The organism is Streptomyces sp. CBMA29 (assembly GCF_014596445.1).
Lineage (GTDB): Bacteria > Actinomycetota > Actinomycetes > Streptomycetales > Streptomycetaceae > Actinacidiphila.
The window spans coordinates 1-12,749 of record NZ_MECL01000096.1 but is presented as its reverse complement, the minus strand read 5'-3'; the positions used below and the strand labels follow the sequence as shown (position 1 = coordinate 12,749).

Genomic DNA, 12,749 nt, shown 5'->3' with positions numbered 1-12,749 from the left:
AGGAGAACGATGAGGAGACGCGCCGTAGGTGCCGCCGCTGCCACAGCCGCCGCACTCTGCCTGGCCTGCGTACCGGCCGCCCAGACGGCCGCCGTCACCCCGACGGCCGCCACCGCGGCCTCCCACTCCCGCCCGGCGCCGCCACCCCGCGCCCAGGTGTGGCTGACCACGGCCGACGGAGCCCAGGAACTACGGCAGCAGGCGCCGGTCGACTTCGGCCGGGGACCGTCCGACCTCACCACCATCACCGTCGATCCGAACCAGAGCTACCAGCGCATGGACGGCTTCGGCGGTGCGCTCACCGACTCCTCGGCCGCCGTCCTGAGCCAACTGCCCCGCACGACGCGGGACTCCGCGATGCGGCAGCTCTTCGACCCGGCCCGCGGCATCGGCGTCAGCTTCCTGCGCCAGCCCATCGGCTCCTCCGACTTCACGGCCTCCGCCGCCCACTACACCTACGACGACATGCCCGCGGGGCGGACCGACTTCGCGCTGCGCCACTTCAGCATCGCGCACGACCAGCGGCAGATCCTGCCGCTGCTGCGCCAGGCGAAGCGGCTCAACCCCCGGCTCACCGTCATGGCCACGCCCTGGAGCCCGCCCGCGTGGATGAAGGACGGCGACTCGCTGATCGGCGGCCACCTCAAGGACGACCCGAAGGTCTACGACGCCTACGCCCGCTACCTGGTGAAGTTCGTCCAGGCGTACGCGGCGGCGGGCGTGCCCGTCGACTACCTGACGGTGCAGAACGAGCCGCAGAACCGTAAGCCCTCCGCGTACCCCGGCACCGATCTGCCCGTGCAGGCGCAGGTCAAGGTCATCCAGGCGCTGGGACCGCTGCTGCACCGGGCCAGCCCGCGCACCAAGATCCTCGCGTACGACCACAACTGGACCACGCACCCCGACGACGTCAAGACCGCCGAGCAGTTGGGCGAGGACCCGCAGACCGACTACCCGTACGAGGTGCTGGACAGCCCCGCCGCCCGGTGGATCGCGGGCACCGCCTACCACTGCTACTCGGGCGACCCCAGCGCGCAGAGCGCGCTGCACGACGCGCACCCCGACAAGGGCATCTGGTTCACGGAGTGCTCCGGCTCGCACGGCGCGACCGACACGCCCGCGCAGATCTTCCGCTCCACCCTTACCTGGCACGCGCGCACGATCACCGTCGGCACCACCCGCAACTGGGCGAAGTCCGTCGCCGACTGGAACATCGCGCTGGACGCCGACGGCGGCCCGCACAACGGCGGCTGCGACACCTGCACCGCCCTGCTGACCGTCCAGCCGGACGGCACGGTCACCACCAGCGCCGAGTTCTTCACCATCGGCCACCTGTCGAAGTTCGTCCGGCCGGGCGCGGTACGGATCGGCAGCACCAACTACGGCACGACCGGCTGGAACGGCCAGCTCACCGATGTCGCCTTCCGCAACCCCGACGGCTCCACCGCGCTCGTCGTGCACAACGAGAACGACGACCCGCGCTCCTTCGCCGTCGCCGTCGGCGACCGGACCTTCGCATACTCCCTGCCCGGCGGTGCGCTGGCGACGTTCACCTGGCCCGCGTCGGCTGACCTGACCAGCCGCTACCACGCGGTGCCGCTGAACGGCGCGAGCGCCACCTCCCAGCCCGCCGGGCAGGGCGCCGCCGACCTCGCGATCGACGCCGACGGCTCGACCCGCTGGTCCAGCGGCGCGGCCCAGACCCCCGGCCAGTACGTGCAGATCGACCTCAAGAAGCGCACCGCGTTCTCCCGCGTCGCCGTCGACAGCGGCGACAACCTCGGCGACTACGCCCGCGGCTGGCAGATCTCGACCAGCGACGACGGCGTCAACTGGCGTACGGCCGCCGCCGGTAAGGGAACCGGGCAGCTCACCGTCGCCGACCTGCCCCGTACGACCACGGCACGCTACGTGCGCGTCACATCGACGGGCACGGCGGCCAACTGGTGGAGCCTGGCCGACCTCCGGCTCTACCGCTGAGCCGAGGCGCTCAGACCCGACGCGTCGCCCCGGGGGCAGCCGGACCTCCTGGAGGTCCGGCTGCCCCTTCCGATCACGCGTCCGCCTCCGGTACGGGACCCGCCACCGCTTCCGGCCCGGCGTCCGCCGCTGCCGCCCGCTCCGTCCGGCGCGCCTGCCACCGCCGCAGCGCGTACAGCGCGCCGCCCGCGCCCAGGCCCCAGAAAGCGCCGCTGACGCCGAAGAAGGTGACGCCCGAGACGGTGACGACCAGCGTGACGACCGCCGACTCGCGGTTGTCGGCGTCGGCCATCGCGCCGGTCAGGGAATTGCCGAGGGCGCCGAGCAGCGCGAGTCCCGCGACGGCCTCGATGACGTTGGGCGGTGAGGCGTTGACGAAGGCGACCGCCGCCGCCGCGCCCAGGCCCAGCAGGATGTACGCGCCGCCGGCGACGACCGCGGCCCGGTACCGCTTGCGCGGGTCGGGCCCCGCCTCCTCGCCCGCGCACAGCGCGGCGGTGATCGCCGCCAGGTTGACCGCGTGCCCGCCGAAGGGCGCCGACAGCAGGCTGAAGACGCCGGTCCAGCCGAACAGCGGGCCCGGCTGCGGGTGGTAGCCGTTGACGTTGAGCACCGCGATGCCGGGGATGTTCTGCGACGCCATCGTCACCACGTACAGCGGCAGCGCGACGCCGATCACCGCGGAGGCGGTGAAGTGCGGGGTGACCAGCACCGGGTGCGGCCACAGCGGGCCGAGCGCGGCCGTGTCGATGTGCGTGGTGGTGGCGATCAGGACGACGGCCATGACCACCGCGGCGGGCATCGCGTACAGCTTCCGTATGCTGCCGACGACCGCCCAGGCGAGGATCACACCGAGGCCGACCACCGGGTCGGACCTGACCGCGTGCGCCGGAGCCAGGCACAGCGGCAGCAGGATGCCCGCGAGCATCGCGTTCGCCAGCGGCTTCGGGATCGCCGAGACCCACCGGCCGAGCGGTTTCCACAGCCCGGAGATCACGATGAGCACCGCCGTGAGCAGGAACGCGCCCACGGCCGCCGCGAATCCGCCGTGCGTACCGGCGGAGCCCGCCAGCAGCGCCGCGCCCGGTGTCGACCAGGCGATGCTGATCGGCAGCCGGGAGCGCAGGCTCAGCCAGATCGCGCACAGGCCCATCGCCACGCACAGCGCCATCAGTCCCGACGCGGCCTCGGCGTGCGACGCGCCGACCTTGGTGAGCCCGTCGAGCACCACCGCGAAGGAGCTGGAGAAGCCGACGAAGGCGGCGATCAGGCCCGCCGCCGAGGCCCGGAGGAGGTCGGAGCGCGCGGTGTCACCGCCGGGTATCTCCCGAACGGGCCCCGGGGCGGTGGTACGGACGGGCATCAGGTCTCCTCCGGGGCCGGTCGGCGCGCGTGGGCGGCCGGCCGATCGGCAGTTCCGCCGCGTCGGCGGTGTGCTCGACGAACCATCACGTCGCGCTTCCCCAGGCTCGGCGTTTGCCTGACCACCGGGCCCGCGCGCCGTAGCAGGTGACAACGGCGAAAGGGACGGTCCGGGTATCGTCATCCGCGGCCCCGAAGGAGCGCGCGGATGACGATACCCGGACCGTCCCCGGCGCCGACCGGCCCGCCGCGCGGCGGGCCGGTCGATCCGCTACGGGAGCAGGCTCTTGTACTTCGGGCAGAGATACGTGATCGCGTCCTTCGCGTCCGCGATCTCGCCGTCCGCGATGGCCTCCTTCGCCAGCTTCGGACTCGCGTCCGCGGTGTTGGCGATCCGGTCGCAGGACTCCTGTCCTGTCTGGAGAACCGCGGCCGGGTCCATGCCCTTGGGCACCTTGCCGACCAGATAGCTCTTCTGCTGGTCGGTGAACGTGCCGGTGGCCGGGGTGAGCTGGGATCTGGGCAGGGTCGACTCCTTGGCGGTGGCGCCGTTCGCACCGCCGCTGCCGCCCGAACCGGCCGAGGCCGAGGCGGACGGCTCCGCCGTGCCGTCGGGGCCGATCGCGGGCGCGGAGGAGGCCGGCCGCTCGCCGGCGGGGGTGGCGCGGTCCCGCGCCGCGTCCGGGTGTCCGCCGCCGCCGCATCCGGCCAGGACGGCCGCGGCCGTCGTCACGATGACGACGGCCGCGGCGAACCGGGCCCTGGTCGCGGTCACGGCTTCGCGAAGGTCAGGACGAGCTGCGGGTGTCCCGACGTGCCGGGCGCGTCCTTCGACCAGAACCAGGCCGAGTCCGTGCCGGTGGACGTCACCGCGAGGTCGTACGAACCGCCGAGCCCCGGCGTCAGCGCCGCCGCGGTGAGCGTCGCGGTGTAGTCGGTCTGGAGCGCGGCCGGCGCGGGCACCGTGCCGAGCACCGTCGGGTCGAGCGTGGGACGGGTGTTCCAGGTCACCCCGGTCTCCGTCCAACTCCCCGTGACATGCTGCACATTGAGCGTGTCGACCGAGCTGGCGATGGCGTCGGAGCTGGTGCGCAGGGTCAACTGCGCGCTCTTGAGCACCATGCCGCTGGGCGCGGCGGGCAGGTTGAACCGCAGATACGTGTGGTACGCGGACGTGCCGCGCACCGCGAGCTGCTGGTCCGGGCCGTAGTTCGCCGAGGGCGCGCCCGCGTTGACGTACGTGTCCGCCGTCGCGTTGAGCGTCACCGTCGAGGACGTCGGCGTGCCCGGCGTCGTGACGGCCGCCGCGGCCGACCTGGCACTGGTGTTGCCGGGCGCGTCACCCGCCGTGACCTGGTACGCGTACGTGGTGCCGGGTGAGGCGGCGGTGTCGGTGAAGGTCAGCGTCGGGCGGATCCAGAACTTGGAGTCACCGGTGACGGTGCCGACCTGCGTGCCGTCGCGGTAGATCCTGTACGTCAGTGTCGAGTCGTCCAGGTCGAGGCTGGCCTGCCAGCTCACCCGCACCCCGCCGGACACGTTCGCCGCGGTCACCTGGAGCGGTACGGACGGCGCGCGCGTGTCGGGGCCGCTCGGGAAGCGGACCAGGCCCTGCTGGAGCCGGTTGCCGTTGCTGGCGATCCGGGTGAATTCGCCGCCCACCCACAGGTAGTCGGTGCCGCCGCCGGAGGCGGTGGTCATGGCGCGCGGGCCGATCTGCTCGGTACCCTTCGGGCCGTCGTCGGTGTCGGGGAACCAGCTCAGCAGCGGCCTCGGGTTGTCGACGGACTCCGCGAGCAGGTGCTGCCGGTCGTTGTTGAGCTGCGGGAACTGCTGCATGCTGGAGCAGTCGTGGGCGTGCGAGCCGCTGTACAGCACGCCCTTGTAGACGGTGACGGCCTGGGTCGCGCCCAGGCAGGTGTCGCGCCAGCGCTGGTTGAGGTCGCTGAAGTTGAGCGCGATGCGGCCGTCGAAGACACCGCCGCCCGTGCCCTCGTTGGCGGTGAAGAAGCCGGTGGCGTCCCTCGTGAGGTCCTGCACGGTGGAGGTCGCGGAGATGAAGCCCGGATAGGTCTTCACATTGGCGCCGGTCGTGGCGTTCACCACGGCCAGCGCGTGCGAGCTGACCCCGTTGACGGTGTTGAAGTCGCCGCCGATGACGAGCCTGGTGCCGTCCGGGCTGAGCACCATGGCCTTGCCCGCCTTGTCGGCGTTGGCCGTGAACGGCTTGAGCGCGCCCGTGGTCGTCAGCGCGGCGAAGCGCTGCCGGGGCTGCCCGGCGACGGTGAGGAAATTGCCCCCGACGTACACCGTGTCGTTCGTCGCCACGATGCTGCGGACCTGCGCCGAGACCGACACCTTGAACGTGGTCTTCACGGTGCAGGTGGCGATGTCGATCGCCGCCAGGCTGCTCGACGGAACGCCGTTCACCGAACCGAAGGTGCCGCCCGCGTACAGCGTCGACTCGTCCGGTGAGACGGCCAGCGCCCGGATCGTCGCGGTGCCCGAGCCGACCGTGAAGGACAGCTTGCAGGACGTCGGCGCGCCCGTGGCGGCGTCGAACGCCTGGAAGTTGAGCGCCTGCTGCTCGCCGGTGCCCGCGGCGGCGCCCGGCGGCCGGACGGTGGAGAAGGTGCCGCCCGCGAAGACCACACCGTGCGCCTGGGCCAGCGCCCACACGACGCCGTTGGTCTGCCAGGTCGGCAGGTCGTCCGCGGTCATCGCGACCGGCGCGGTGAGCGCGGACGCGGACTGCGCGGCGGTGAATCCGATCATCGAAGCCGCCGCCAGTGAGAAGGCAGCGGTTATTGCCCCAGCTCTTCGCATGAGCCCCCCTGAGCTCTGTGCTGTTCCCCCAGCGGCGCCCAACGGCCGCAAGATGCGGCAAGGTTAACGTTTGGCCCGCTTTGGGGTCAGCCTCCCCGTAACGACTGTTGCACTCCTGTAGCCCGGCGGCCGGGGAGGGGGACACGGCGGGCACGCAGCGGCGCCGCGCCGATTCCGCTTCGGCCGGATCCGGTCCCCACCGGGCGGTCCCGAAATGTTTCGGTACGGTGCCAAGGACGACTATGACCCGGCATGACCTGCGGGCACAAGGCCGGACGGCCCGTGCGGTCCCGGTCGCGACGGTGATGCGCGACACTCCCGCCGGACTCCGCATGTGGCCTGAATGCCACCCCGATGCCGCTCGGGGACGGCTGTGGGCCGCCGTGGGAGAATCCTCCGATGACTTCTGAGACGACGATCACCGCGGACGCCGCGGGCACCTGGACGCTCGGCGATCTGACCGTCAACCGGATGGGTTTCGGGGCGATGCGGCTGCCGCAGGACGGCAGGGCGTTCGCGGCCGACAGCGGCTCAAGCGACCGCGAGCGGGCGATCGGCGTGCTGCGGCGCGCGGTCGAACTCGGTGTGAACCACATCGACACCGCCGCGTTCTACTTCTCCGCCCTGCGCTCGGCCAACGAACTGATCAACCGGGCGCTGGCGCCGTACCCCGACGACCTCGTCATCACCACCAAGGTCGGCCCGGGGCGCGACCCTTCGGGCGGCTGGCTGCCCGCCGCGACGCCCGCGCGGTTGCGCGGACAGGTCGAGGAGAATCTGCGGCAGCTCGGCCGCGACCACCTCGACGTGGTCAACTACCGCAATCAAGGCGCGGACTCGATCGCCGAGCACTTCGGCGCGCTCGCCGAACTGCGCGAGCGGGGGCTGATCCGTCACCTCGGGATCTCCAACGTCGGGCCTCGCCACCTCGCGGAGGCCCGTGCCATCGCACCGGTGGTGTGCGTACAGAACAAGTACGCGCTCGGGCTGCCCGGCGAGGACGACGACTTCCTGGACCTCTGCGGTGAACAGGGCGTCGCCTTCGTGCCGTTCTTCGCCATCGCGGGCGCGGGCCGCGAGTCGGGGGCGGGCGCGGCGGAGAGCGGGCAGGTGCTGGCCGCGGCCCGCGCCCACGGCGTGACCGCCGCCCAGATCCGGACCGCCTGGACCCTCCAGCGCGGCCCGCACGTCCTGGCCATCCCCGGCACCGGCAACCCCGACCACCTGGTGGAGAACGTGGCCGCGGGCGCGCTGCGGTTCACCGCCGACGAACTGGCAGCCCTGGACGCGCTGCACCACGGGGGCGCCTGAGGAGCCGAGATACCCCAGCCGGGGGCCGGAGTTAACGCGTGTGCACCGTGGGTCATCTGTGGAATCGTGTGCCCGCGGTGCGTAAATCGCGTCGGCTTGCCAGAATCGGGTGCCGGGCCGCGCGGTCGCGCGTCGGTGGAGACGAATGAGCGCATGGGGGTACGGGGTGACGGGTGTCGAGGCCGCGGTCGGCCATGTCTGCGTGTGGCTCACGTGGCGAGCGAACGGTGCCGGGCAGCGGCGGCGCGACCTGGACGAGGTCCAACTCGGCGAACTCGACCGGCTGTACTCGCTGGTCCGCGTGCTCCTCGGCGAGGACCCCGCGCTCCTGCGGGCCACCGAGGAGTGCGCCGCGCCTGACGGCGCGGTCACCGAGCGGACCAGGCGCCGCCTGACCGACGCGCTGGACGAGGCCGTCGAGCGGGACGCGGAGCTGGCCACGGCGCTCCGGCGGGCGGTGGACCGGCTGCGGGACCGCCCCTACGGCAGCGGACCCCCGGGCGGCCCGCCCGCCGGGACGGCGGCCACCGGTGACGGCATCGCGGTCGGCGGCGACGTCACCGTACGAGCCGAGGACAGGTCCGTGGCGTCGTTGCGGATGGGGGACGTACGGATGGAAAACCCTCCTCCGCCGGGTCCGCCCCAGGGCTGAGCGCACCCGGAGCCGTCCCCGCCCCTCCACCCGCGACCCCATTACCCGTGGCCGCACCACCCGAGGCCCCCTCACCAGGGGGTCCAACAGCCGCGACCCCTCCACCGGCCGCCCCTTTGTCCGCGGCGCCCGCGCCCGGCGCGCCTTCGCCGTACGCACCGGAACCCTCGCCGTACCCCGCCGCGCCGGTGGTGCCGCCGCGCGCTCCCGAGCCATGGGAGACCGCGCCGACACTTCCTACGCTGCCCGCACCGACGCTTCCGGCGCTGCCCGCACCGACCCCGGCCCAGGCCCGCTCCGAGACGTACGGCCCGGCCCGAGCCCAGTCCCAGTCCCAAACCCACGCGCGGGCCCAGGCCCGGCCTCCGGCCCCTCCCGCTACGTCGACCGTCACCGCCGCGGGCAGCGGTGTCGCGGCGGGCGTCGCGGGCGACATCCACCAGCACCACCACTGGCATGTCGCGCCGCGCTCGCCGGTCGACTGGCCGGTCAGGGTCGGCGTGGTACCCCGGTCGGCCGACTGGTTCCAGTACCGGGACGTGATCCACGCCCTGGACACCGCGCTGACCGGCCCCGGCACCGCCGTGGTCTGCCAGGTGCTCACCGGCATGGGCGGCGTCGGCAAGACGCAGCTCGCCGCCCGGCGCGCCCACCACGCCTGGCAGGCGGGCGAGGTCGACCTGCTGATGTGGGTCACGGCCTCGACCCGGCAGGCCGTCATCGACGCGTACGCGGACGCCGCCGCGAAGGTGCTGCACATCGAGCGGGACGAACCGGCGCGCGCCGCGCAGGAGTTCCTGGCCTGGCTGGAGCCCGGTCCCGGCGCGGCGGCCGGACACTGCCGCTGGCTGCTGGTCCTCGACAATGTGACGGACCCGGCCGATCTCACCGGCCTGTGGCCGCCCGACCACCCCCTCGGCCGTACGGTCGTCACCACCCGCAGCCGGGACGCCGCCCTGACCGGCGCGGGCCGCCGCATGGTGACCGTCGGCCTGTTCACCCCGCCGGAGGCGACCGGCTACCTGACGGCGGCGCTGGCCGCGCGCGGCCGGGTGGAGGCGCCCGAGGAGGTCGCGCTGCTCGCCGAGGACCTGGGCAGACTGCCGCTGGCCCTGTCCCAGGCCGCCGCGTATCTCATCGACGCCGACATCGGCTGCCACGACTACCGCGCGCTGCTGGCGAACCGGGCCCGGCTCGCCGACCTCAGGCCGCCGACCCTGCCCGACGACCAGACCGCGGGCGTGGCCGCCGTCTGGTCGCTGTCGGTGGACCGCGCCGACGCCCGCGGTCCCCGGGGCCTGGCCAGGTCCCTGCTGGAACTGGCCGCGCTGCTCGACCCGAACGGCATCCCGCAACCGGTGCTCACCAGCGGGCCGGTCCGCGACCACCTCACCCGCGTCGTGCGCGGGGCCGCCCCCGAGCAGTGCCCGGCGCACGGGATCACCGAGCAGCAGACCGTACGGGCCCTGCGCGATCTGCACGGGCTCAATCTGATCGACCACACCCCGAAGACCGGGCACCGGGCGGTCCGTGTCCACCAGCTCGTCCAGCGGGCCGTCCGGGACACGCTCGGCGAGGCGGACCACGACGCGCTGGCCCGTACCGCGGCCGACGCCCTGACCGCGGTCTGGCCCGAGGTCGAGCGCGACACCGACCTCGCGCAGGCGCTGCGCGCCAACACCACCGCGCTGACCGGCAAGGCGGAGAGCGCCCTGCACCGCCCGCACGCGCACGCGCTGCTCTACCGGGTCGGCGAGAGTCTGGGCGTCGCGGGCCAAGTGGCCGCCGCGGCCGGACACTTCAGGCTGCTGGCCAGGAGCACCCACCAGCACCTGGGCGCCGACCACCCCGACACCCTCGCCGCCCGCCACGACCTGGCGTACTGGCGGGGCGCGGCGGGCGACGCGCAGGGCGCGATCAGCGCCTTCCGTGAACTGTTCGCGGACCGGCTGCGGGTGCTCGGCCCCGACCACCCGCACACGCTCACCACCCGCGGCAACATCGCCTACTGGAGCGGCGAGGCGGAGTACGCGGACGGTGCGGAGGGTGCCGCCACCGCGCTGGAGGAGCTGCTCGCGGACCGGCTGCGGGTGCTGGGCCCCGACCATCCGGACACACTCAGCACGCGGCACAACATGGCCCGGCTGCGCGGTCGCGCGGGGGAGACGGCCGAAGCGGCCGAGGGTCTACGGGAGCTGCTGGTCGACATGGTGCGCGTGCTGGGGCCCGACCACCCCGACACTCTGACCACCCGGCACGACCTGGCCTACTGGCAGGGACGGGCGGGGGACGCCGAGGGCGCGGCGCGAGCCTTCGAGGAACTGCTGGCCGACGCGGCTCGGGTGCTGGGCCCCGACCATCCGGACACCCTGACCACGCGGCACAACATCGCGCGGCTGCACGGCCGGGCCGGGGACGTCAGCGGCGCGGCGCGCGCCTTCGAGGAACTGCTGGCGGACCGGCTGCGGGTGCTGGGCCCCGACCATCCGCACACGCTCACCACCCGGCACAATGTCGCGCGGCTGCGGGGGCGGGCGGGGGACGCGGCAGGCGCGGCGCGCGCCTTCGAGGAGCTGCTGGCCGACATGGAGCGGGTGCTCGGTCCTGAGCACGGCGACACGGTCATCACCCGGCACAACATCGCCTACTGGCGTGAGGAGTCGCAGGTGCTGACCCTGCGCGTCAGGCGTGCCCCGGCGCCGTGAAGGCAAGCCGCCGCTCAGCCGACCGTCACCCGTACGCCCGCGCCCGCGATACGGGCCAGCTCGGCGTCCGGCGCCGCGCCGTCGGTCACCAGGTCGTGGATCTCGGCGAGCGGGCAGATCTTGGCGAGCGTGGCCCGGCCGATCTTCGTGTGGTCGGCGACCACGACCGTACGGTCGCTGTTGTCGGCGAAGGCGCGGTCGGTGCCGCCCTCCAACTGGTCGTGCGTGGTGCAGCCGTGGGCCGCGCTGATGCCGTCGACGCCGAGGAAGGCGATGTCGGTGTGGTAGCTGGCCAGTGTCTTCTCGGCGATCGGGCCCACCAGTTCATAGCTGGCGTTCCTGGCGTTGCCGCCGATCACGACGAGCGTCACGTGCTTGTGCAGGACCAACTCGGCCGCGATGTTCACGGCGTTGGTGACGACGGTGAGCGGTCCGCGGGCGGCCAGCAGCCGGGCCACCTCCGTCACCGTACTGCCGCCGTTCATGCCGACCACCGCGCCGTCCGGCACCAGGGCCGCCGCCGCCCTCGCGATGGCCTGCTTCTCCGGCCTGCTGCGCCCCGCGCGGTGCTGGAGCGGGACCTCCAGGTCGACCGGGCCGACCGCCGCCCCGCCGTGGGTGCGGCGCAGCAGGTGGAGTTCGCTCAGGTGCTGGAGGTCGCGCCGGACGGTGGCCGTGGAGACGTCGAGCAGCCGGGACAGCTCGTGGACGTCGATGCCGCCCCTGGCGGAGACATGCTCAAGTATGCGCGCATGACGCTCAGTTCTCAGCATGCGTGCAGCATAATGCGCACTCCGATGTGTAAGTGAGCATGATTTGCGCAGAAGAGGGCGGTTGACATGACGAATTCTGCGCGGTTAACTCCTGGCGAACGTCGGAGTTGAGCACCGACGTCAGAGGTACGCCTAGCCGGTGGGCGGCCGTGCGCCGCAAGCCCGGACAAAGTCGCCAGGATCGCTGTCAGCGTCCGAGGCGGGGACGTACCCCCCATCATCAGGAGCTCGATGATGCGCATGAATCGTGTCCGGTCCCGTCGGAGTCTGGCCGTCCTCGCGGCCGTCGCCGCAGTCGTGGCTGTCCCCTCACTCGCTCCCGATTCCGCAGGGGCCGCGCCCCAGTCCGTCTCCCCGCCTCCGGCACACGCCGGATTCGACTACCAGATCGGGGGCCCCTACACCCCGCCCGCCGGTGTCTCCGTGGTCAGCCGCGACTACACCGCTCCGGCCGCCGCCGGGGTCTACAACATCTGTTACGTCAACGCCTTCCAGGCGCAGGAGGGCGCCGAGGGCCAGTGGGACGCCGACCTGCTGCTGCGGGACTCCAAGGGCGCCGTCGTCAAGGACAAGGACTGGAACGAGGCGATCCTCGACATCCGCACCGCCGACAAGCGGCAGCGGATCGCGAACAAGGTCAACGGCTGGGTCGACCAGTGCGCGGCCAAGGGCTTCCAGGGTGTCGAACCCGACAACTTCGACACCTACGACCGCTTCTCCGGCTACCTGACCAAGGCCGAGGCCGAGTCGTACATCAAGCTGCTCTCCGCCCACGCGCACTCCAAGAACATGGCGATCGCGCAGAAGAACACCCCGCAACTGTCCGGTGACCGGGTCGCCAACGGCCTGGACTTCGCCGTCGCCGAGGAATGCGCCACGTACAACGAGTGCGGCGACTACACCTCCGGCTTCGGCAACAACGTGATCGTCATCGAGTACACCGCCAAGGGCCTCCAGAAGGCGTGCTCGGGTTACGGCACGAAGCTCAGTGTCGTCCGCCGCGACGTGGACGTCGTACCGCTGGGCACCAGCGGATACGTGCGCCAGACCTGCTGACCCGCTGAACCCGCCGACCGGCTGTTCCGCCCGCCCGGCCGACCTCGCCGGACGTCCGGACCGCCGACCGGCCGCGGCCGGCCC

Annotated in this window: 9 protein-coding genes; 5 read left to right on the top strand and 4 right to left on the bottom strand. The window is 72.9% G+C overall.

Going from position 1 to position 12,749, the window contains the following annotated elements:
* The first annotated feature begins 9 nt into the window (after positions 1-9).
* Positions 10-1,980: a discoidin domain-containing protein gene (locus tag BGM09_RS14885; protein WP_188282048.1), complete on the top strand. Its 1,971-nt coding sequence runs from the start codon at positions 10-12 to the stop codon at positions 1,978-1,980.
* Positions 1,981-2,053: 73 nt separating this feature from the next.
* Here the strand turns inward: BGM09_RS14885 and BGM09_RS14880 are convergent, their stop codons facing one another.
* The 3 genes from BGM09_RS14880 to BGM09_RS14870 all read right to left on the bottom strand — a co-directional run bounded on the left by BGM09_RS14880 (position 2,054) and on the right by BGM09_RS14870 (position 6,168).
* On the bottom strand, positions 2,054-3,343 hold the full coding sequence (locus tag BGM09_RS14880) for a benzoate/H(+) symporter BenE family transporter (protein WP_188282047.1): 1,290 nt from the start codon (positions 3,341-3,343) through the stop codon (positions 2,054-2,056).
* A 270-nt stretch (positions 3,344-3,613) separates the two neighbouring features.
* Positions 3,614-4,117: a hypothetical protein gene (locus tag BGM09_RS14875; RefSeq protein ID WP_188282046.1), complete on the bottom strand. Its 504-nt coding sequence runs from the start codon at positions 4,115-4,117 to the stop codon at positions 3,614-3,616.
* Positions 4,114-6,168, bottom strand: a complete 2,055-nt coding sequence (locus tag BGM09_RS14870) for a DNRLRE domain-containing protein (RefSeq protein WP_188282045.1) — start codon at positions 6,166-6,168, stop codon at positions 4,114-4,116. The genes BGM09_RS14875 and BGM09_RS14870 overlap by 4 nt, the downstream gene beginning before the upstream one ends.
* Before the next feature lie 399 nt (positions 6,169-6,567).
* On the opposite strand from BGM09_RS14870, the gene BGM09_RS14865 reads away from it, so the two are divergent.
* From BGM09_RS14865 to BGM09_RS14855, 3 genes are all read left to right on the top strand, one after another.
* Positions 6,568-7,479, top strand: a complete 912-nt coding sequence (locus tag BGM09_RS14865; RefSeq protein ID WP_188282044.1) for an aldo/keto reductase — start codon at positions 6,568-6,570, stop codon at positions 7,477-7,479.
* Positions 7,480-7,624: 145 nt separating this feature from the next.
* Positions 7,625-8,131: a hypothetical protein gene (locus BGM09_RS14860; RefSeq protein ID WP_188282043.1), complete on the top strand. Its 507-nt coding sequence runs from the start codon at positions 7,625-7,627 to the stop codon at positions 8,129-8,131.
* A gap of 116 nt (positions 8,132-8,247) precedes the next feature.
* Complete coding sequence (locus tag BGM09_RS14855) at positions 8,248-10,836, top strand: tetratricopeptide repeat protein (protein ID WP_223186974.1); 2,589 nt, start codon at positions 8,248-8,250, stop codon at positions 10,834-10,836.
* A gap of 14 nt (positions 10,837-10,850) precedes the next feature.
* Here BGM09_RS14855 and BGM09_RS14850 read toward each other — a convergent pair whose 3' ends face one another.
* The gene (locus BGM09_RS14850) at positions 10,851-11,609 is read right to left on the bottom strand and encodes a DeoR/GlpR family DNA-binding transcription regulator (protein ID WP_188282042.1); all 759 of its coding nucleotides are present in this window, start codon (positions 11,607-11,609) and stop codon (positions 10,851-10,853) included.
* A 234-nt stretch (positions 11,610-11,843) separates the two neighbouring features.
* On the opposite strand from BGM09_RS14850, the gene BGM09_RS14845 reads away from it, so the two are divergent.
* Positions 11,844-12,665 carry an endo alpha-1,4 polygalactosaminidase gene (locus tag BGM09_RS14845; RefSeq protein ID WP_188282041.1) on the top strand — a complete coding sequence of 274 codons (822 nt, stop codon included), beginning with the start codon at positions 11,844-11,846 and terminating at the stop codon, positions 12,663-12,665.
* Positions 12,666-12,749: the final 84 nt, after the last annotated feature.

Excerpts from the sequence above, each read along its gene's own strand:
- BGM09_RS14885 (WP_188282048.1), top strand. The coding sequence starts at position 10 with ATGAGGAGACGCGCCGTAGGTGCCGCCGCTGCCACAGCCGCCGCACTC.
- BGM09_RS14880 (WP_188282047.1), bottom strand. The coding sequence starts at position 3,343 with ATGCCCGTCCGTACCACCGCCCCGGGGCCCGTTCGGGAGATACCCGGC.
- BGM09_RS14870 (WP_188282045.1), bottom strand. The coding sequence starts at position 6,168 with ATGCGAAGAGCTGGGGCAATAACCGCTGCCTTCTCACTGGCGGCGGCT.
- BGM09_RS14865 (WP_188282044.1), top strand. The coding sequence starts at position 6,568 with ATGACTTCTGAGACGACGATCACCGCGGACGCCGCGGGCACCTGGACG.
- BGM09_RS14860 (WP_188282043.1), top strand. The coding sequence starts at position 7,625 with ATGAGCGCATGGGGGTACGGGGTGACGGGTGTCGAGGCCGCGGTCGGC.
- BGM09_RS14850 (WP_188282042.1), bottom strand. The coding sequence starts at position 11,609 with ATGCTGAGAACTGAGCGTCATGCGCGCATACTTGAGCATGTCTCCGCC.
- BGM09_RS14845 (WP_188282041.1), top strand. The coding sequence starts at position 11,844 with ATGCGCATGAATCGTGTCCGGTCCCGTCGGAGTCTGGCCGTCCTCGCG.